Source organism: Xenorhabdus budapestensis, from assembly GCF_002632465.1.
In the GTDB taxonomy this organism is placed as follows: Bacteria; Pseudomonadota; Gammaproteobacteria; order Enterobacterales; family Enterobacteriaceae; genus Xenorhabdus; species Xenorhabdus budapestensis.
This window is the reverse complement of the sequence record NZ_NIBS01000026.1, coordinates 3,144-24,620: the sequence shown is the minus strand read 5'-3', so window position 1 is coordinate 24,620 and position 21,477 is coordinate 3,144. Positions and strand designations below refer to the sequence as shown.

Genomic DNA, 21,477 nt, shown 5'->3' with positions numbered 1-21,477 from the left:
TCCATGGAGAAAATTGTATGTCTGAGAACGCAACTTCGTTAACCAAAAATGACTATTTCAACCTGAATATTAAAGGCTTGGGCTATTTGAATAATATCCGCCATGTCAGCACTGCCAATGGAACGTTCCTGAGTTGCGTGATCAATGCGTTAAATGGCCCGAGTGATAATCCGGTCTATGTGCGTTTTGATATCACCGTGGTTGGCAAGGAAGCGACCAGTCTGGTGGGGCGTTGCCAGAAAGCGGTAGACGAAGATAAAAAAGTGTTACTGGGCTTCACCTTAAGTAACCCGTCCACTGACATTTTTACTCTGAAACGCGGCGATCATGCCGGTGAACAGCGTGTCAGCCTGAAAGCCCGTCTGATTAAAGTTGACTGGATCAAAATCGGTCAGGACAAAGTCTATCAGGCCGAACAGTCTGATTCGGCACCCCCCCAGAACGGTGTTGCACAGGCAGAATATGCAGAAAACTCATTCTGATATTCCTTTTACCCCACTGACTTGCCCTGATGTTTCAGGGCAGTCCTTTTATTCTTAAAGACAACAGGATACAGAGATGAATATTGCCCCGATTGGTGTTCTGGCACTGCAATACTGCCATAAACAGTTACCGTTAACCGTGTTACGAAGCCGGGCCGGATTTTATATCGGCACACTGGATGAGGGGGAACCCTGCTCCCGTGAGTCCGTGGAATATTTTGCCTACCGTGAGCAGGCGGAATTTGCCCTGAAACAAGGGTGCTGGACGCAACGTCAGTCAGTGTAACTAAGAGGAAATAGATATGTCTTCGCGCGGTGTGAACAAAGTTATTTTAGTGGGTGTGCGCCGTTGAAGCGCGGTGGGTTTATTCAGGAGTGTTGCTTAGAAAGCAATATGGCTTAGTGGTATAGCCATTGCATGCTGCGGTTAGCCTTGCTTGGTAACAGGCTCGGAGATCCTGAAAAGGAAAGGTGAACATAGCATCCGCAGAAAAGAGTGGAGTATGTCGAAATCGTTGTAGACCCCTCCATTCAATGCAAGACGTATATGGATAAGCTGGGTTTGTTGAAGTCAAGATCTATGCGGGTAAAAAGAAACCAATAGCGAAGAACGATTGGAGCGCTATTTCCGTTTTAGCACAAGAAATCAGTCCGACGTTTCTTGTGACCACTCTAGCGGACCAGCTATCGGTGAGATAGTAAAACGATCGAAAGACATCCTAAGTACGTCGTACCTCCACACCGCGAAACTACGGGACTACCTAAACTGGTTTAATACCCAGCATGGTAGCGGAGTCCTCATAGTACTCTAGGTCGGCCTGTAATGGGTTTCGGCAGTCCGGATCACTGACTTGGAAGTAGCAAGGGTATAAACCAACCGGAAGGAAGGTGAAAGCCCTTAAATGCTACGGGGAAGGGGGACAGTTGTTAGATACTTTAATCTCTAAAAGGAGGGCTAGCCAATGCTGCCCGATGAACTTGAGAAAAGATTAGAAGGAATCGAGGACGCCTCAAGAAAAGGTTATCCGATACGTCATCTTTACAAAATTGCCTGTGAGCCAGGAATGTGGTTGCAAGCATACGTAAACATACGAGCTAACGCAGGCGCATTAACAACAGGAGTATCAAAAGATACGCTTGACGGTTTCTCCCTCGAAAGAGCAGAAACTCTGGCAAAAACGCTACGCAATAGAGAATACGTAGCAAAACCTGTACGTAGGGTCATGATCCCGAAAAAGGACGGAAAAACCAGACCTCTGGGTATACCAAGTGGGAATGATAAATTAGCGCAAGAAGTAGCAAGGATAATCCTGGAAAGAGTCTATGAACCCGTGTCCTCCGAACACTCCCATGGGTTTCGACCAGAACGTTCATGCGAAACCGCGTTAAAATCGATCCGTCCTACTTGGAACGGAGTCAAGTGGATCGTGGATGTTGATATCAAAGGATTCTTTGACAACATTCCTCATAAACTCCTGCTAGAGACATTGAAAGAAAAGGTTGCAGATAAGAATTTTCTAAAACTTATCGAACAATGGCTCAAGGCAGGATACGTGGACAAATGGAAATACAACTGTACATACTCAGGTACGCCACAGGGCGGGATCATCTCTCCCCTACTGGCTAATATTTACCTTAACAAATTGGACTGCTTTGTAGAACGGAATTTAATTCCTGCATATACAATCGGTACAAGGCGTAAGGCAAATCCAGATATGAACAGATTGGCTCACAAGATCCATAAACTGCGAAAGAATGTAGACAACATGGCAACCGATTCCAATTCAGAAAAGGAAAAAGATGTCATAAAGCGAGAAATTGACCGTCTACTGGAGGAAAAACGTTCAATACCCTCTCAGGTGACGAACGACCCTAACTTCAAACGTATGTACTATGTCCGATATGCGGATGACTTCGTCATCGGAATCATCGGCTCCAAAGAGGACGCCGAGCACATAGCGGTACAGGTTAAAAACTTCATATCGACCTCTCTGGGGTTGGAAGTTAATGAAGCGAAAACCAAAATCCGACATATCGAAGAAGGGGTAACATTCCTAGGATATGAAATTAGGCAACAAGATGCGAAAAAACTGGTAAAACAGAAATCGCAAGGACGGTACTCTCTCAGAAGGTCAACGAAGAGCATCGTTCAGTTATTTGTTCCTGATGACATAGCCGCCAAATTCTGTCATAGACGGCTATATGGCCGATATGAGGGGGTCAAAGCAACGCATCGCAAGAGTCTAATAAACCTCAGCGAAGCTGAAATTGTTCTGACCTTCAACGCTGAAATGCGAGGGCTGGCAAACTATTACAGCCTCGCGCTAGACATGAAATATAAGTTCTCAAAATTATATTTCATATGGCAAACGAGTCTGTTAAAAACGCTAGCCAATAAACGGCGTAGCTCAGTGAACAAGGTCGCCAAAAAGCTTCGTCAACCTAACAGCGACCTCGTTCTAATCGTACAGGAAAAGAAAGAAATCCGGAAAATTGAGGTCTTTAAACTCAAGCATGTTAACCGTGTACAGGTAAAAATATCTGACGCAGAATCAGTAACGGCACGAATTACCACCAGAACTTCAGAGATCATGCGCCGCTTAGGGGCAAGAACTTGTGAGTACTGTGGTTCAGTGGGCCCCTGCGAAGTCCATCACGTTAAGAAACTAAAGGATTTGAAGAAAGGCCGTAAGGCTGGATATCAACCGAGCCTTTGGCAATTAATGATGATCGCACGTCGCAGGAAAACATTGATTTTGTGCATAAGCTGCCACGACAAGCTACACAGTGGGAAGTTACCTGACTTAAGGCAAGAAAAAGGAAGATCAACCTTCCCAATTCTGGCTCGAAATCAGGCACTGCCTACTTGAGTTTCTTCTATAGACTAACAACGGAGAGCCGTATGCATTGAAAGGTGCACGTACGGTTCGGAGGGGGAGTAACGGTGATTCAGCTCGATTGGCAATGGAACTATTCATTAACCATATTGAAAGGTCACACGTACCCTACCCTACCATCTGGGACAAGATCCGGAAATCCGTTACCTACCAACGGGTGGTACGGTGGCAACGCTGTCACTGGCGACTTCAGACAGTTGGCGGGATAAACAAACCGGCGAAACTCGGGAAAAAACCGAATGGCACCGGGTAGTGATCTTCGGCAAGTTAGCAGAAATTGCGGCGGAGTATCTGCAAAAAGGGACTCAGGTTTACATTGAAGGCCAGTTGCAGACACGTAAGTGGCAGAATAATCAGGGACAGGATCGCTATTCAACCGAAGTGGTGGTCAATGTGAATGGCACGATGCAGATGTTGGGCAGTCGTGGTGATGCAAAAAATGCAACTGCCCAGCCGGCTGGGCATCAGCCCGCACAGAAGCCACAGCCTTCTAAACCCGCCAATAAGGAAAGGCAGGCAACTCCGGCAGTACAACCTGCTGTATTACCGGCAGAGGAGGAAATGGATTGGGATTCGAAGATCCCGTTCTGAGTGGTGTTTTCATCATCAACAGATTGCCCTGTCATAACCTGTCTTTCATACACAAATCCCCCGATAAAAAATCGGGGGATTTTTTTGAATCTTTTTCCACTTTGCTGATCTGAGTAATAACGATTTCATTGAGGTACAGTAAAATGTTCCAAACTCACGCAGAACAATGGGCTGATGAAACTTTTTCTCGCGCAAATTTGGGTGACCGTCGGCGTACAAAACGGCTTATCAAATTCACCGCCTCGTTAGCTAATCATATCGGGCAATCTATTGTGCAATCACTCAAAACCCCGGCGGATATTGAAGCCGCTTATCGATTTACGCGTAATCAGGCCATTAACGCTACCGCCATTGCTGAGGCCGGATTTGCGGCAACAGCTGAACACGCCAAATACTATGACTGTTTGCTGGCATTGGAAGATACGACCTCACTGGAGTTTACTCATCAGACAGTCCGGGAAGAAATGGGCTATACCACATCCCGAAAAAGTGCCACCGGTCTGCATGCCCATTCTGTTTTGCTTTTTGCTCCCAAAGAAGAACAGGTCATTGGCCTGATTGAACAAACGCGCTGGATAAGAGAGCTGGATCAGTATGGTAAGAAAGCGCAACGGGCCTCCCGTCCGTATAAAGATAAGGAAAGTTATCAGTGGGAACGCGCCTCTCAGGCAACAGAAAGCCGTCTTGGCAGTGAAATGGATAAAGTCATCTCAGTTTGTGATCGCGAGGCAGACATCATTGACTATCTGGCCTATAAAATCACACATCAACAACGTCTTATTGTGCGTTCAATGCAAAGCCGTTGCATTGAACAAAGCCCAGATAAGCTTTATCAGTTCAGTGAATCATTGCAGCCGGCAGATAAAAGAAAAGTTCAGGTTAAGCAGCGAGGTGGACGTAAGGCGCGTGAAGCGGTCTGTGAGGTCCGCTATGCGCCTGTTACGCTCAAAATGCCGGCCAATAAACGGGGTGAATCGGTAGCCCTGTATTATGTGAGTTGTCAGGAAATCAATAACGATAAAGAACTGAGCTGGCACATTCTGACCTCAGAGCCGGTAACATGTAAAGAAGATGCTCACCGCATTCTGGATTACTATGAAAAACGTTGGCTCATTGAAGAATTTCATAAGGCATGGAAAAGCGGAGGGACACAGGTCGAAGCGCTGCGGATGCAATGTAAAGAGAATCTGGAAAAAATGGTGGTGATCCTGGCGTTTATTGCTGTGCGTGTTCATCAGCTACGCTATGTGGGTCTCAATAGGTCGGAGGTGGAAAAACAGAGTTGTGAAACACTATTAAGCCCGTTAGCGTGGAAGTTATTGTGGGTAAAGCAAGAGAAGAAAAAGCTCCCTAAGACAGCGCCAAGCGTTTATTGGGCCTATATTAATTTGGGGAAACTGGCGGGTTGGTATGATTCCAAACGAAATGGCCGCGTAGGGTGGGAAAGGCTATGGGAAGGATGGTTCATGTTACAAACCATCCTTGAAGGTTATTTACTGTCCAAGTCGCTTGACCTATGAAATATGATCAAGAGACAGGTTATAACAGGGCTTATTTTTATCTGTAAATGAGCAATACTCCCTATAGGGAGTAAAAAATTGGAATGGACAATAATACTGTTGGAAGGTGTGTACCAATGGTTATGCTACTGTGACTAAATGTTTAATTATGGTTAACCTCAATTAAAGAACACATGAGTTACCAATATCGGTGATATACAATTTTTGAATTGTATAAATAATATCTAATGCGTTGTAATTGCGACTCAATTCACAAGAATTTCTATGTATTCATAGAAGTAACATTTTTTATGTTAGTCTCTCATATTACACAAATAAATTAACTTTACTTCAATGTGTTCGTAATATTGGATGGTTCTATGGAATTTAAGATACTGATAGATGAATCTTTTTTACATTTATGTAATCAGCAGTTATCTCCCATAAATAACAAAAATGTACTTAGCATGGTAAATGATTTTGAAGATGGTTGTTGGAGGTTTAAACGTTTTCAGAATTTTATATGGGATAATATTGCTGAGACATCATTATCTTCTAAAGAAAGGAGAGCTTTAGTAAATCAATCTCATACAATGCTAATAGCTGCTGCAGAAAAATTAAGGTTGACGGACAAGAACGATGATATCAGTAAAGGTAGTGAATTAGCAGAAATTGTCCTATATGGCATAATGAAACACCACTATAAGGCCTTACCAGTAGTTCCCAAAATATTTTATAAACAGAACACACAAGATAATGCAAAAGGTGCGGATAGTGTTCACCTTGTTATTCGTGATGATGATTTTTCGTTATGGTTTGGTGAAGCAAAGTTTTATAATTCTATTGAGAATGCAAGGCTGGATAAAATTATTACATCAGTAGGAAATTCTCTTAGAACAGATAAATTAAAAAAAGAAAATAGTATAATAACTAATGTAAATGATATAGATTGTCTTGTCACTGATATAAGATTGAGAGAAAAAATTAAAGACGCTCTTTCAAATAAAAATTCAATAGACTCACTAAAACCTAAAATTCATGTCCCTATTTTTATTTTACATGAATGTCAAATTACTCAAAAGGCTACAGCGATAACATTCTCATATGAGAAAGATGTTTATGATTATCATGTGGAACGGGCAAATATTTTTTTTAATAAACAAATAAATAAATTAAATAATGATATTTATCTTTATGATCAAGTAACATTTCATATAATACTTTTCCCTGTCCCTGATAAAAATAAAATAGTAGATAAATTTGTTAGCACAGTTGAATTTTATAGAGAGAATTAATCAATGGATATTTTCGAAAAATGCCAAGAAATAAATCAACATATAATTAATAAAGATGAATTTACTGCTAGGAATGAATTAATAAAATTACTTGATTATCATCATTTGGAAAATATACTTTATTCTCCATTGGTTAATAATTTAATTAGACAGGTTGGATTATATCCATATTTGCAGATTGATACAGCTAATTGGCAAGACAGATTTGTATTTGAATCGTTTAAGGTAAATGTTGGTGAAAAGGAAGATCTTACCTTACATAGGGAGCAATCATTAATTCTAAAAAAATTAATCGAAGGTAAAAATTTAGCTATCAGTGCACCTACAAGTTTTGGTAAAAGTTTTATAATAGACTCTTTTATTGCATTAAATCGCCCTGAAAATGTATTAATTATAGTTCCAACGATTGCATTAATGGATGAAACCAGAAGAAGATTACATAAGAAATTTAGCCGAGATTACAAGATTATTACAACCTCTGAAGTTAAATTAAGTGAGAGGAATATTTTTATTTTTCCACAGGAACGTGCAACTCATTATGCAAAAAAAATAGAAAATATAGATATTCTAATCATAGATGAATTCTATAAAGCTAGTTCTCATTTTGATAAAGAGAGATCTCCGTCATTAATAAACGCCATGTTAAAGTTAGGAGTTAAAGCAAAACAAAAGTATTTTTTAGCACCTAACATATCTAAAATAAATGATGGCTTTCTTACAAAAGATATGGAATTTGAGAGCGTTAACTTTAATACGGTTTATCTTGAGAAACATAATCTTTATGAGCAGATTGGTTTAAATGATGACTTAAAAAGTGATACGCTTATTAATATTTTAAGAAAAACTAATGGTAAGACGTTGATCTACGCAGGGACATATTCTGCTATCTCCGATGTTTCAAATTTATTAATATCTGAATACCCAGCATCTTCTAGCTCAATATTAAGGGATTTTGAGTTATGGTTGATAAAAAATTATAGTAGGAATTGGAAATTAACAAATTTAGTAAAGCGTGGTTCAGGAATACATAATGGTAGATTGCATCGTTCTTTGAGTCAGATACAAGTACGTTTATTTGAAGAACCGGAAGGATTAAAGAATTTAGTCTCCACATCTTCTATAATTGAAGGTGTAAATACATCAGCAGAAAATGTAATTATTTGGAAAAATAAAAATGGAAAATCAAACTTAACTGATTTTACTTATAAAAATATTATTGGTCGAGGTGGTCGTATGTTTAAACATTTCATTGGGAAGATCTATATCTTAGAAAAACCACCGGAACCCAATGAAACTCAGTTGAATCTTGTTTTTCCTGATGAACTTTTGGGTTCAATAGACTTGGAAGAATATAAACAAGAACTTACTAAAGAACAAATTTATAAAATCATTGCTTACAAAGAAGAAATGAAATCACTGCTAGGGGATGACCAATTAGAAAAGTTATATGAAATGGGGGAAATTGAATCGAGTAATTCATTTTTAATACGAGATATAGTAAAAGAGATTAAATATAATAAAGAAAAATGGTCTGGTCTTGTATATTTAAATTCACCACACCCTAAGGATTGGGAATATATTTTGTACCAGGTGATTGGGCGTATTTCACGGGGGGGGTGGGGAATTGAACACAGGAAACTTGTAGAGTTTATAAAGATCTTATCTAATAATTGGAATGAAACCATTCCTGACTTACTAGATAAACTTGATTTCCACGATATTGGAATAGATGATTTCTTTCATCTGGAAAGAAATGTTACATTTAAGCTGGCAACTATTTTAAGCGATATTAATGTGATACAAAAAAATATATTTAAAGAAGGAATAGATATATCTCCATTTATTACAAAGGTTGCTAATGCTTTTTTACCACCTTTAGTTTATCAACTGGAGGAATATGGATTACCAAGAATGCTGTCAAGAATGATTCATAACTCAGGAATTATAGATATGGAGAATGATAAAAATGAGTTACATGATATATTGAATTCATTTGTCGATATGTCTATCGAGGATAGAGTGACATTGCACTCAAAATTTGATAGTTTCGACAAGTATATATTTAATTACTTTTTAGAAGGTATCTCAACTGAATAATATTACTTATTGGGAGGTTATACTCCCTAATTTTATAAATAACATTATTAATCATTGTTTTAATTTTATTAATTATTGAGTTGTATTGAAAATACATTTGTTATGTGATTTAAAATATGGCATTGTAGCTGTTTTTTGAAAAAATATTAAGGTATCCGAAATGACATCTTTAATTGATATCCACTTAAAAAATATAAAGCAGCACTTAGATGAAGAAGATAGGGATACTTGGCACATCATAAAAGGAGCTAGTGATAAGGCTATTGAAAAATTACTTTCCGTATATCCCGATTGCCTAGCTACTTTGATTGAACTTCTGAAACGTGTAGATGGCACTTATTGGCGAAAATATGAAAAAATAACGATTAGTTGTTTACTGTTCGGCTCAGATGTTGGTGAAGATTTTGGATATTACCTGTTATCATGTGATGACATAATTGAAGAGAATAAGTACAACCAAAGTATTGCAGATGATTATGGTGAATGGTTAGAGGAAGATGGCATAATTTTTATAGACGATAGAATTAATATTAATATCGTCATGAATAAACGCCTTTATTTTTCTCATTGTATGAATGATGGTGGTACATCTATATTGTATATAGATTTTAATCCTATTAATGGTGGTAGTGTTGGGCAAGTAATACGCTATTTACATGATCCTGATAGCTATATTGTATTAGCTAATTCTTTTGATGAATACCTTGATAAATTAACTAATACTGATTACCAGTTCGTCCCACAATATCGTTGATTGGCAAGATCAAACATCAGCAGTATCATATAAGTGCAGTTTGTGGTGGTAGGAGTACCCCACGTAAAAAAGCAGAAGCCTCCAAACTGAATTAACTGCCAGAAAAAAACCTGAATTGGTTTTTTTTGATTCAGACAAAAGTGATCAGGATGAAATTAAGAAAATTAGATCAAACCTTCTATGATGAGAATGTTTATCTCATACAAGCGCTTGATAACGAAAATGGTAAGTGGATCCCCGGTAAAACTTGCGGACATGGTATTGTTGTAATAAACATCAACAAATTAACTTTTGCCATCCCACTTAGAATTTCAATTAAACATAACGCAGCATATATTACGCAAAATGTAGCACCAATATTATAATGTCACTTTTTAGCCATTTAGAAATGTCACTTTTTGAAGCATAAAGGATAAAACTTTTGCTGCAACAAGGACATTCGGATGCTGGTGACTATGTCAGATAAAGAATTGAACCGAGTTAACGTCATTCAGACGGTTTGTGAGAAACGGCTCAGACGCTGTGATGCAGCCGCCCAGTTAGCACTGACTGAGCGGCAGGTGCAGCGGCTCGTCAACCGTTACCGCGAGTCAGGCGTTGCAGGACTGGTTCACGGCCACTGGGGAAAACCGGGTAATCATTGCCTGCCTGAATCTTTTAAACTTCAGGTGCTCTCTCTGGTTCATGATAATTATCGTGATTTCGGTCCGACACTGGCCGCCGAAAAACTCCGCGAAAAAAACAATGTCATCGTCTCAGTTGAAACACTTAGAAAATGGATGATCGCTGATGGTCTGTGGGTTCCTTATATCAGACGTAAGCCCCGCATCTATCAGCCCCGTAGCTGTCGTGACTGCTTTGGTGAACTCATTCAGATTGACGGTTCTCCTCATGACTGGTTCGAGGGACGAGCCCCAAAGTGCTGCTTGCTGGTCTTTGTCGATGATGCAACCGGTCAACTAATGCATCTGCGCTTTGGCGAAACGGAATTGGCGTTTGATTACATGCTGGCAACACGGAAATACATTGAAAAGCACGGTAAACCTTTGATGTTTTACAGTGACAAACCCGGAATATTCCGGGTTAACCACCCTAACGGTGCGGTGACGGGGACAACACAATTTGGACGGGTACTTCATGATATCGGTGTTGATCTTATCTGTGCCAACAGTCCGCAGGCAAAAGGCCGTGTGGAACGGGCTAATCAGACACTTCAGGACAGACTTATCAAAGAAATGCGCCTGGAAGGTATCAGCAGCATTTAGGAAGCCAATGCCTGGGTGGAAACCTTTATCAGTGACTATAAAACCGCCGTTTTGCCCGTGTTCCCAGATACCCTAAAAACTTACACCGTCCGATCACTGAGCCCCCTGAAGATCTTGATGATATGTTTGCCTGGCAGGAAACACGTAAACTCACCAAATCACTGACCTTCCGTTATGACAAAATGATTTACCTGGTTGAACCGACAGATGAAAACTCACGGATTGCCGGTGAAAACATCAGAGTCTACGACTATCTGGACGGTACACTGGCGTTTAAGTATGACCACCGTTAACTGAAATATCAGGTATTCGATAAACTCGACTGTATTGACTAGGGGCAGATTGTTGATAATAAACGTTTGGGTACGGTGCTGAAACTGGCTCAGGATAAAATGGATGAGCTGGAACGTCAGGATAAGCGGAGCAGAAGTAAATCCATGCCAAAACGCCGTGCGCAGGTCAGAATTCAGGAACAACTCAGAGCGATTAATCCGGTACTTGCTGACCCGGATGAATTCAGAAGAAGCCTGAAAAGTTAGTGCAGAGGCGAAAAGGTATATGAATCTATACTCAATATTCTGGGCTGACATCCGCCTATTTGAATGGATCTTCTTCATGTTGAAGAAGATAATTCAAATAGCCTATTCGAAACAACTCATGATCTTTTTCTATTATATCTGGCGTTGAAAAATCGATATTTTTCAGTACGCTCTCTGAAAATTCAATACATGCCGTACCATTTGCAGTAATTAAATTTTTATCCACAACCACTTGTTTTAAAATGAAATTGTTATTATTTGTATATTTAATGTAATCTCTCCATAAATATTGAGAATTTCCAGTGTGTTTATAATTATTTAACACCCCACCTTTAGCCAAAAAATCAACAGCCCCGCAAATTGCAGCAACAACAACGCCATCATTGAGATAAGTGAAAATAAGATTATTTAATTCACTTGATTCTATATTCCATGAATTTCCACCGATCAAGACAAAAAGATCGACGTGATGGGGAAGAGTTTCAATGGAATGTTCAATCATGGTGGTGAACCCCCCCATTGATTTACAGATGCCCTTTTCCAGAGAAACGGTCTCTACTGTCCATTCTTTGCTTGCATTCAGCCTACTGGCAAGAAAGGCACCTTCCCAATCGGCATAGTTATCTAGTAAGAAAAAGAAAGCTTTTTTCATCTGTAACCTTTCAAATCATAAGTCAGTATCCCTATTCTTTCAGATAAAAGGTGACATTTCTACTTTGGAGGATTGGGTGACATTTTAAACTTGCAATAACAAAAAATCTAACCGGAAGGGTATTAAAGGTAAAGGATTGGATTACTCGAAAGCCTTATTAATTACTAATCTGAGATATATTTCTGATGAAATATTTTTGATCCCACCAGAACAACATAAAAATATTCAAGGAAAAGAATTTTTCATCACAAGAAAATTTGAGAAGTACGTGGAAAAATATATTAAGGCAGTTAAAAAAGGGGATAAGCACGTTCTTAACAGCGTAGAATATCGTTTTACCACGCTCCAAAATTACCATGATCAGTTAAATGTATGAGTATATTATAAGCGTTTTATTGTTGCTTTGTATTCTATTTGAACAATACCAGTAACTCAAATAGTTTAATTTACTTGTTAAACTTACACGTTCGATTATTGAATTAGATAACGGAATTCGTTAAAGTAGAAAAGCTATCGGCAAAATCCGATAGTCAGGGATTTCCAACCCTGAAAGGTCAATCCACTGGTAGGTAGTTTCTACCAGTGTGCCTGTTGTCGCCCTTTCAATGGCGGTTCAGGCAGGGGAGACTCACGTCTCGCCGGATCGATTGACCTCCGGTATTGGAAACCCTGTCTGAACCACCACCAATAATCTACAGAAGGGGAAGCAGGTATGACGATGATTCACACTCAGAAAGACTGGCACCCAGCCGAAATTATTTGTGCATTACGCAAACGTGGTACCACACTCGCCGCTTTATCCCGCGCATCGGGACTCAGTTCTTCCACCCTGGCAAATACCTTGTCCCGCTCGTGGCCCAAAGGGGAACTGATCATCGCGACCCGTTTGGGAATGGAACCCGCTGAAATCTGGCCCAGCCGTTATTTCGATGATTACGGCAATATTATTGAACGAAAAATACGTCAGTCGGTTGATGAAAATCAGCCAGCGGCTGAATAACAAGCTGATAAAAACCATAACGTTTACACATGATAATGCCTGTTTCGGCATATTAATTTTCAGCAAATACAGTTGAGTTGTTCATTGAATAAATTACCGGGTTTCCTGCATAGTCGATGCTATTGATGACTGAGCAGGAACCTGACCGGAATGAAAATAAATGCGTTAATGAGCCTGATAGCGGTCATAGTGACCGGATGCACGGCTCCCGTAAAACAACTGCAATCTCAACCTTCAAAAGAAACTTTTCCTTCCGTCACGCTGACACGAAACGTTCAGTCTGTTTCACCGGATATTTATCAACAAACGTCAGAAGTTGTTCGTTATGGACGTTATTTGCTGGTGAGTACCGACCCAACGGAGGCACAACGTGACCAACTTTCCCAATTGATTGATGTCCATATCTCTGCTTCCCAGAAACCTACTGTTGCCGATGCCATACGTTACGTATTGCGTCAATCGGGCTACACATTATGTACGGAAAAAACCAATGACATCTTATATCACCAGCTGTTGCCGTCCGTGCACGCTCAGTCAGGTCCCATCCGGTTGCGCACGGCATTGCAGGTGATGGCAGGTCCGGCCTGGCAACTGGAAGTGGACGAAGTGCAGCGTGTGGTTTGCCACCATTTACGACAGGGCTATCAGTTACCGGTTTCGGCTAAACAAACACAGCAGGGAGGGCATTGATGAAATTGCATCGTTTCGGTTTATTGGTATGGTTGCTGAGCAGTTCGGTCTGGGCAGCAACACTGACACCCTTAGCCTCGCAGCAGACGCAATTGATGGAAAACCAACAACAATCCCTGAAAAGTCAGGCTGAACAGTGGAAGTTAAGTGCGGATGAATACCATCGTTATCAGCAACTGATGAGTGGGCCACGGGGTATCCAGTCCCCGGGGCTTGATCCGCTGACCACATTAGGCATTGAAGCTGACAGTGATGCCGAACGTCGCCGTTATGCCGAACAGTGGGTTAAGTCAGAGTTTGCACGAACTGAAAAAGAACTGAGTTTCCAACGGGAAGTGAATGCTGCCTGGCAGCAGCTGTTTCCTGATGTCTTGCCGGTCAATATGGAAACATCGCGTGCGACTAATGGACGGCTGGCACTGTTTGTCAGAGCCAAAGATTGCCCGCAATGTGAAACCCGTTTGGCCGAAGTACTGGCGGCGAAGCAACCGGTTGATATCTATCTGGTCGACAGTCAGGGTAATGACGACACATTACGGCTCTGGGCCAAAAACCATCATATCCCTGTTGAGCGGGTACGTAATCGGCAAATCACGCTGAATCATGATACGGGGAACTGGTTCCGGTTTGGCAAGGGGCTGATGCCGGTATTGTTGCGACAAGGGGAACAGGGATGGCAGGTCACGTCATTACAATGAAACGGTTGGGCGTATTCCCTATTATCGGCCTGTTATGGATCAATGCCTGCCAGGCTGAACTGAACGTGATTGCCGATTTAGGCGGCCAAGAGGCCTCACCTTTTTATGAAAGCATTAATGCTCAGCCGGATAATTCATCAATGCTGCTACAAAATTTCTCACTAGAGAGGGCAGGTGAAGCTGCCATGTTGCCGGTGAAAACACTGGAACTCACGCCGGGGAAAGTGGTAAGCAGACCACTGCAACTGCCGGGCATTGGAGCATTGTTTTTGGTTGGTGATGATCCCAATTCACGTCAGTGGTTAAGTCAGCATGCAGCACGACTTAAGCAATTGAACGCCGTGGGTCTGGTCGTCAATGTCAGTGAAATGGCGGGGTTACAATCACTGCGGACATTAGTGCCGGATTTGCTGCTATCACCGGCTTCCGGTACAGAGCTGGCTCGCCGTTTACAACTGCAACATTATCCGGTGTTGATCACCGAAACTGCACTCTTGCAGCAGTTATCACCATGAGCCGCCGTTATGTGGTTGAAGCCCTGTTACGCCCAGCGGTAGAATTGAATACCGCGGTGGTCTCAGCCGTTGCCGCGTTTATCTGTGTTCGGGCACCCTGGGCGATTGCACTGGCACCCTCAGTCAGCTATGTGATGGCAGGGGGTTTTGTTGGGCTGGCGATAATACGTACATGGCAGGGCATTCAGGTTATCCGCTATCGCCGAAATCTGAGCCGTTTGCCGCGTTACCAGATGAGCACAAAGCACATCCCGGTCAGTCATCAGCGCTTGTTTCTGGGCCGGGGCTTTCGCTGGCAGCAGAAGCATACTCAGCGTTTGCAGGATACGCGCCGACCGGAGGTCGAACGATTTGTGCAACCCTCCCGGTTATATCAGCTTGCCCGTTTACTGGAGCATCGAACCGAATACCGTTGGCCGGAATTGTCAAATCTGTTGCGCAAAGATTCACCGTTAAACCCGGTGCGTCCGCTACCACCCGTTGGCGGCAATCCCATGATCCACGGTATTGAACCACAGGAAGCCGAAGTGTTTATGGATCTGCGTGAGCGCGTCGGGCATACCCTGGTGATGGGTACGACTCGCGTGGGGAAAACCCGGCTGGCTGAATTGTTGATAACGCAGGATATCCGGCGCGGTGAAGTAGTGATTGTCTTTGATCCTAAAGGGGATGCCGACCTGTTAAGACGCATCTGGGCAGAAGCGCACCGGGCAGGTCGTGGCAGTGAACTTTCTCTCTTTCATCTGGGCTGGCCGGAAATTTCCGCCCGTTATAATGCGGTCGGGCGATTTGGCCGGGTATCGGAAGTCGCTTCCCGTCTGGCGGGGCAGCTCAGTGGCGAAGGCAACAGCGCCGCGTTCCGTGAATTTGCCTGGCGGTTTGTTAATATTGTCGCCCGTGCGTTGGTGGCACTGGGGCATCGGCCGGACTACACCTTGATCACGCGTTATGTCAATAATATCAGCGAACTGTATCAGCTCTATGCCACTAAAGTGATGGCAGACAGGCAACCTGCACTGCTGGAACAAATCAATCAATACCTCGGCAAGCTGAAAGAAAAAGATATCCCGCGCAATATGCAGGGGCAGCCGGATGCGTTCCGGCTGTGGGCAATGGAAGTCACGTTGAGTTCAGAAGCCGGTAAGCAGCTCTACGATCCTATTCTGGACGGATTACGTTCTGCCGTGCGTTATGACCGCACCTATTTTGATAAAATAGTCGCCTCTTTGCTGCCTCTGCTGGAAAAACTGACCACCGGAAAAATTTCAGAACTGCTATCGCCGGATTATCTCAATATGGCCGATTTACGCCCTATCTTCGACTGGGAACAGGTGATCCGCAAGAACGGGATTGTTTATATCGGGCTGGATGCGTTGTCTGACAGTGATGTGGCTTCTGCGGTAGGAAACAGTATGTTTGCCGATTTGGTCAGTGTGGCCGGGCAAATTTATAAATATGGCATGAACGCGGGCTTACCGATTCGTCATGACGGGAAATTGGCGATTAACCTGCATTGTGACGAATTCAATGAACTGATGGGGGATGAATTTATCCCGCTGATCAATAAAGGCGGTGGCGCCGGTATGCAGGTGACGGCCTATACCCAGACTTCATCGGATATCGAAGCCCGTATCGGCAGCCCGGTTAAAACCGCACAGGTGATTGGCAATTTTAATACCCTGATTATGCTGAGGGTGCGGGATAACCGGACAGCCGAGTTACTTACCAGCCAGCTGCCGGAAGTGGAGATCTACAGCAAAACATTGGTCTCAGGGCATTCGGATATCGCCGATGTCGAACAGGGGCAGGATTTTACCTCGTCCACGCAGGACAGGGTTGGCACAGTCAAAACACCGCTGGTGACGCCTGCTGAGATGATTAACCTGCCGAAAGGACAGGCGTTTGCCCTACTGGAAGGCGGACAGTTGTGGAAGATTCGTATGCCTTTGCCAACCGGCGATGACGATGATGCCCTGATGCCGACGAGTTTACAGAAAATCGCCGAGCATATGCGACGGCACTACCGCACCAGTGAAAACTGGTGGGAAGAAAAAGGGTAATTTCCGCTTATGGCACAATCAGAAAATCAATCCCGTCAATCTTCCCAACCTCCTCGCAAGCATGGCCTGTTGTATTGCCTGTTATGGGAATGGCCGTGGCAACTCATTGGGTTTGTTATCATGTCGTGGCTATTCAGCCTGTTGCTGGAATACCTCGGTATGACTTTTTTCTGGCCGGAACAAGGCGCCTCCCACGGTCAGACGATGATGAAAACGGAGCTGCAATTTTTATCCATGGAGTTTACGCAAAGCCTGCTGTTATCAAATCCCGTACAAACGGTCTCTGACGGGCTGGCACAGGCGTATCAATGGCTGTTTGTGAACAGTGGTTTTATGCACTGGATACAGGGACAGCAGCAATATCAGCTCAATAGCCGCAATGATTTTCTGCGTGAATTCAATGCGGTATTACAGGGTGTATCGGGTTATTTGCGGGAATATTGTCTGGCTACCGTGTTTATCACGATGGTGACGCTGATCCGGCTGGTCATCCTGGTGCTGTCTGTTCCGCTGTTTATGATAGTGGTTTTGGTTGCATTGGTTGACGGGCTGGGGCGGCGGGATTTACGCCGTTATGGGGCAGGTTATGAATCGAGTTTTGTTTACCATCATGCCAAACGGGGCATTAAACCGGCCTGCACTATTCCCTGTGTGCTGTATTTATCGTGGCCGGATGTGGTGTATCCCATGGTGATATTGCTGCCTGCGGCACTTTTGCTGGGTATGGCGGTAGTGATCACAACGTCGATGTTTAAGAAGTATATATGAGAATTGGTGCTGGACGATGGAATACAAAACGTTTTTTTGTTTTGTATTCCATCGTCAGCAGACAAGCCGCATGGCGGTGCGTCAGTGATTATTATACGTACCTGAGACTTCTTTTTGTCAGTTTAACTTTATCCTGTGTCAGTTGAGTGATATTCTTACACTAAGATATCCCGTTGATTAAATGGTTTTTAATATGAAAGAGTTAGAGTTAATCGCACAAAAACTGATTGCACAAAACGAAGAAGAACAATACCGGAAAAAAGAAGAAGACAAAGCATTAATCAGTAAACTCGTTGAAATCTATGATCAAAAATATGTTGCTGAGGCACTTCGGGCTATCAGTCATAGCGACTGGACTCGTGAAACCCTTAATCGCTGGTTAAATGGTAAAATGGTACAAAAGCAATTAACTGAGCTGGAAGTACAGATGCTCAATAGTTTGTTGCCATCACCGCCTGAACACCATCCGAATTACACTTTTCGTTTTATTGATCTGTTTGCCGGCATTGGTGGGATCAGAAAAGGATTTGAAGAGATTGGTGGGCAATGTGTGTTTACCAGCGAATGGAACAAGGATGCGGTTCGTACTTACAAAGCAAACTGGTATTGCGATCCTGAAGAGCATGTCTTTAATTCTGATATCAGGGATATCACTCTGAGCCATGATATTTCTGCCAGTGATAAAGAAGCATGCCAGAATATAGATCGTGAAATCCCCAATCATGATGTATTACTGGCCGGTTTCCCTTGTCAGCCTTTTTCTCTTGCGGGGGTATCAAAGAAAAATTCATTAGGCCGTGCTCATGGCTTTGAATGTGAAACGCAGGGAACATTGTTTTTTGATGTAGCCCGGATCATTGCTGCCAAAAAACCGGCCATTTTCTTGCTGGAAAATGTGAAAAACCTGAAAAGCCATGATAAAGGGAAAACTTTTCGGGTTATTGTGCAGGCTTTGGATGAATTGGGATATTCAGTTGCAGATGTTGAACATAACGGGAAAGATGATCCAAAGATTATTGATGGCCAAAATTTCCTGCCACAACACCGTGAACGTATTGTTTTGGTTGGATTTCGGCGTGATCTTAATATCCACCAGGGATTTACCCTCAGAAACATGAATCAACTTTTTCCTGCACAAAGACCGATACTTAAAGAATTACTGGACAGTAATGTTGATAAAAAATATATCCTTACTCCTGCGTTATGGAAATATTTATACAACTACGCGAAAAAACATCAGGCAAAAGGAAATGGTTTTGGTTTTGGTCTGGTTTTCCCTGATAACCCGAATAGCGTTGCCCGCACCTTGTCCGCCCGTTACCATAAAGATGGCTCTGAAATACTTATCGACCGGGGCTGGAACAGGGAGCTTGGAGAGATGGATTTTGACAATGAAGAAAACCAGAAAAACAGACCAAGAAGGCTGACACCTCGCGAGTGTGCACGTTTGATGGGATTTGAATCACCAGGTGGCACAACTTTCCGCATTCCCGTATCGGATACTCAGGCCTATCGGCAATTTGGCAACTCTGTGATTGTTCCTGCTTTTGCTGCTGTAGCTCAGTTATTGGCACCTTATATTGCCAAAGCAATTGCGTTAAAAAACAGCAAAAAAGTGGCATAAGGTTTGATTATGGCTGATGTTCACCCTTCTGCAATTCGTAGCAAAAATATGAAAGCAATACGAAATTGTAATACAGCCATTGAAATAAAGCTGGCAGCGATCCTTGAAGATGCTGGCTTTCAGTTTCGGACACAGGTAAAAGAATTACCGGGGAAGCCTGATTTTGTGATCGATGAGTATCGAAAAATCATTTTCACTCATGGGTGTTTCTGGCATCACCATGAGTGCTATCTGTTTAAAGTCCCGATGACCAGAACCGAATTTTGGATGAACAAACTTGGGAAGAATGTATTACGGGATAAAGCTATAAATGAGAAGCTCAGGAGTGATGGCTGGCACGTTATGGTTATCTGGGAATGTGCTGTAAAAGGCAGATTCAGATTACCCGTTCAGGAATTATCTGAAAGAATAGAAGAGTGGATTTGTGCAGGCAGTGATTCTGTAGAAATTGATACTAAAGGGATACATAATAAAAATGTTTGAGCAGTTATCTGATCATTTCGAAGTCGCAGTTGCAAAATATCTTTCGGCTGTTGATGTTGATCCTAAAAAATCAAATCAACATGAAATTGGTGGATTGGTCAAAGCAGGATTTTCAAGATATCTTCCCGTTCCCGAACGAGGGGAAAAAATATTTTTTAAGGCAACGCTGACTTATATTGCCGGAGAAGATAGTGAGCCGGTCATCTGTGAAGATCAATTAACGTGGTACGATACTCGTTATAACCAGCCAAACAGATCGGCTGAATATCGTATGTATTATAAAACGAATCCTGTTTCATCTTTGATGAATGAAGGTGATTTTTTTCTAATTATTAAACGTAATAATGGCGATTTGCTGCTTATTATAACTCCCCCGGGATCTTCAGTTGAATTACAGCTGAATACTTTATTTGGTCTGGGTAATATTGGTCATCATTTTTCCCGATCTTCGATTGAGGAAAAATCACTTATCCTTCCGGTCAGGATGTTATTTGAAGACCTGGGAATAGAACTTGAAGAACCTGAAAGTAAAAATGAAAATTTACTGGAAACATTATTAAGGCATTTTCCGGCTGGTTTTCCTAAGTCAAAAGAATTTTCTTTACTGGCAAGGGAAATGGCCTCAGGTGAACCAATAAATGAACCCGATAATACACTGATGCTATGGATGGAACAGGAAGAAAAATTATTTAAAACGTATGAACGTTATGAGGTAGCGAAAAAATTATCGCAGGGATTTGGAGAAAACGGGAATGATGTTGATGAATTTATTCATTTCTCATTGAGTGTGCAGAACAGGCGAAAATCCCGTGCTGGTTTTGCCTTTGAAAATCACCTGGATCATCTTTTCTCATTGCATAATCTGCGATTTCAACAGGGTTCTGCCAAAAATATAACAGAGAATAAGTCTAAACCCGATTTTCTTTTTCCATGTTTTTCTGCTTATCACGATAAATCTTTTCCTCAGGAAAATTTGCGTCTGCTTGGCGCAAAAACGACATGTAAAGATCGCTGGAGACAAGTATTGGCTGAAGGAGACCGAGTGGCACGTAAGCATCTGATAACGATGCAGCCAGGGATAAGTGAACAACAGCTGGCAGAAATGAAGAGTAAATCGCTACAGTTAGTGGTGCCTGAATCTGTTAAGTCATTCTATCCAGCATCCTATACCAATAATTTACAGAATATTATGGAGTTCATTACTGAGATCAAGGAAATCCAAAGATTAACTCAATGACTTTGCAAACAGAAACTGTACTGCATTTATGTAAGTACCTTTTCTCTGAGGTGACCATTCAGGTGGTCACCATGCTCCGCACCTGTCATTCCACAAGGTGCTATAGTCATATTTTTCTTTTGCCACTCATTCTGCAGCCTATTGAAGATACTTTGACGGCACATTCACCACCTGCGTCATCCATTCAAACCAGTCACAGGCTTTACAGGCCCGGCTGCCCAGTTTCGGATCGAAATGGTAGTGATGATGTGAAATGTCTTCACAATAGCCGACAAAAGGTTGATCAATACGGTGAAGCTGAATAGTCGCCGCTTGCTCTTTAGAGGTTGGG

At 42.3% G+C, this 21,477-nt stretch carries 19 protein-coding genes and 2 pseudogenes; 19 read left to right on the top strand and 2 right to left on the bottom strand.

All coding sequences use genetic code 11. The annotated features are described in order from the left end of the window. Positions 1 to 17: 17 nt before the first annotated feature. The 10 genes and pseudogenes from Xbud_RS16370 (at position 18) to Xbud_RS16325 (ending at position 11,419) form a co-directional block, all read left to right on the top strand. Positions 18 to 482, top strand: a complete 465-nt coding sequence (locus Xbud_RS16370; RefSeq protein ID WP_099137093.1) for an STY4534 family ICE replication protein — start codon at positions 18 to 20, stop codon at positions 480 to 482. A gap of 76 nt (positions 483 to 558) precedes the next feature. Further along, positions 559 to 768, top strand: a complete 210-nt coding sequence (locus Xbud_RS16365; RefSeq protein ID WP_099133953.1) for a hypothetical protein — start codon at positions 559 to 561, stop codon at positions 766 to 768. A 676-nt stretch (positions 769 to 1,444) separates the two neighbouring features. Continuing rightward, a complete protein-coding gene (locus Xbud_RS16360) occupies positions 1,445 to 3,352 on the top strand; it encodes a reverse transcriptase domain-containing protein (RefSeq protein WP_099137073.1) in 1,908 nt (635 codons plus the stop codon). A 147-nt stretch (positions 3,353 to 3,499) separates the two neighbouring features. Further along, entirely contained in the window at positions 3,500 to 3,970 is a 471-nt protein-coding gene (gene ssb / locus Xbud_RS16355) for a single-stranded DNA-binding protein (protein WP_099137071.1), read from the top strand. A 143-nt stretch (positions 3,971 to 4,113) separates the two neighbouring features. Continuing rightward, positions 4,114 to 5,490, top strand: a complete 1,377-nt coding sequence (locus Xbud_RS16350; RefSeq protein ID WP_099137069.1) for an IS4 family transposase — start codon at positions 4,114 to 4,116, stop codon at positions 5,488 to 5,490. 359 nt (positions 5,491 to 5,849) lie between these two features. Then, positions 5,850 to 6,764, top strand: coding sequence for a HamA C-terminal domain-containing protein (locus Xbud_RS16345; protein WP_099137067.1), 915 nt, complete (start codon positions 5,850 to 5,852; stop codon positions 6,762 to 6,764). A gap of 3 nt (positions 6,765 to 6,767) precedes the next feature. Next, the gene (locus Xbud_RS16340) at positions 6,768 to 8,861 is read left to right on the top strand and encodes a DEAD/DEAH box helicase (protein ID WP_099137065.1); all 2,094 of its coding nucleotides are present in this window, start codon (positions 6,768 to 6,770) and stop codon (positions 8,859 to 8,861) included. Positions 8,862 to 9,021: 160 nt separating this feature from the next. Beyond that, entirely contained in the window at positions 9,022 to 9,615 is a 594-nt protein-coding gene (locus Xbud_RS16335; protein WP_099137064.1) for an SMI1/KNR4 family protein, read from the top strand. 149 nt (positions 9,616 to 9,764) lie between these two features. Continuing rightward, the gene (locus Xbud_RS16330) at positions 9,765 to 9,980 is read left to right on the top strand and encodes a hypothetical protein (protein WP_099137062.1); all 216 of its coding nucleotides are present in this window, start codon (positions 9,765 to 9,767) and stop codon (positions 9,978 to 9,980) included. Positions 9,981 to 10,070: 90 nt separating this feature from the next. Continuing rightward, positions 10,071 to 11,419: pseudogene (locus Xbud_RS16325) on the top strand (ISNCY family transposase). 55 nt (positions 11,420 to 11,474) lie between these two features. On the opposite strand, the gene Xbud_RS16320 reads toward Xbud_RS16325, so the two are convergent. Further along, positions 11,475 to 12,071, bottom strand: a complete 597-nt coding sequence (locus Xbud_RS16320; RefSeq protein ID WP_099137061.1) for a DJ-1/PfpI family protein — start codon at positions 12,069 to 12,071, stop codon at positions 11,475 to 11,477. A gap of 712 nt (positions 12,072 to 12,783) precedes the next feature. On the opposite strand from Xbud_RS16320, the gene Xbud_RS16310 reads away from it, so the two are divergent. The 9 genes from Xbud_RS16310 to Xbud_RS16270 all read left to right on the top strand — a co-directional run bounded on the left by Xbud_RS16310 (position 12,784) and on the right by Xbud_RS16270 (position 21,146). After that, on the top strand, positions 12,784 to 13,071 hold the full coding sequence (locus Xbud_RS16310; RefSeq protein ID WP_099137059.1) for a helix-turn-helix domain-containing protein: 288 nt from the start codon (positions 12,784 to 12,786) through the stop codon (positions 13,069 to 13,071). 150 nt (positions 13,072 to 13,221) lie between these two features. Continuing rightward, the gene (gene pilL2 / locus Xbud_RS16305; protein WP_099137057.1) at positions 13,222 to 13,761 is read left to right on the top strand and encodes a PFGI-1 class ICE element type IV pilus protein PilL2; all 540 of its coding nucleotides are present in this window, start codon (positions 13,222 to 13,224) and stop codon (positions 13,759 to 13,761) included. Beyond that, entirely contained in the window at positions 13,761 to 14,459 is a 699-nt protein-coding gene (locus Xbud_RS16300) for a TIGR03759 family integrating conjugative element protein (protein WP_099137055.1), read from the top strand. Before pilL2 ends, Xbud_RS16300 begins: the two co-directional genes overlap by 1 nt. After that, on the top strand, positions 14,435 to 14,974 hold the full coding sequence (locus Xbud_RS16295; protein ID WP_099137053.1) for an integrating conjugative element protein: 540 nt from the start codon (positions 14,435 to 14,437) through the stop codon (positions 14,972 to 14,974). Before Xbud_RS16300 ends, Xbud_RS16295 begins: the two co-directional genes overlap by 25 nt. Beyond that, positions 14,971 to 17,034 (top strand): type IV conjugative transfer system coupling protein TraD, encoded by a 2,064-nt coding sequence (gene traD, locus Xbud_RS16290; RefSeq protein WP_099137051.1) that lies wholly within the window; start codon positions 14,971 to 14,973, stop codon positions 17,032 to 17,034. The genes Xbud_RS16295 and traD overlap by 4 nt, the downstream gene beginning before the upstream one ends. A 9-nt stretch (positions 17,035 to 17,043) precedes the next feature. After that, positions 17,044 to 17,802 carry a TIGR03747 family integrating conjugative element membrane protein gene (locus tag Xbud_RS16285; RefSeq protein WP_099137049.1) on the top strand — a complete coding sequence of 253 codons (759 nt, stop codon included), beginning with the start codon at positions 17,044 to 17,046 and terminating at the stop codon, positions 17,800 to 17,802. Positions 17,803 to 17,995: 193 nt separating this feature from the next. After that, positions 17,996 to 19,426, top strand: coding sequence for a DNA cytosine methyltransferase (locus tag Xbud_RS16280; RefSeq protein ID WP_099137047.1), 1,431 nt, complete (start codon positions 17,996 to 17,998; stop codon positions 19,424 to 19,426). A 9-nt stretch (positions 19,427 to 19,435) separates the two neighbouring features. Next, complete coding sequence (locus Xbud_RS16275; RefSeq protein WP_099137046.1) at positions 19,436 to 19,909, top strand: very short patch repair endonuclease; 474 nt, start codon at positions 19,436 to 19,438, stop codon at positions 19,907 to 19,909. Next, positions 19,902 to 21,146 carry a type II restriction endonuclease gene (locus tag Xbud_RS16270; RefSeq protein ID WP_099137044.1) on the top strand — a complete coding sequence of 415 codons (1,245 nt, stop codon included), beginning with the start codon at positions 19,902 to 19,904 and terminating at the stop codon, positions 21,144 to 21,146. Before Xbud_RS16275 ends, Xbud_RS16270 begins: the two co-directional genes overlap by 8 nt. A 138-nt stretch (positions 21,147 to 21,284) precedes the next feature. Here the strand turns inward: Xbud_RS16270 and Xbud_RS16265 are convergent. After that, positions 21,285 to 21,477, bottom strand: a pseudogene (locus Xbud_RS16265) (DUF5710 domain-containing protein); the annotation flags it as partial.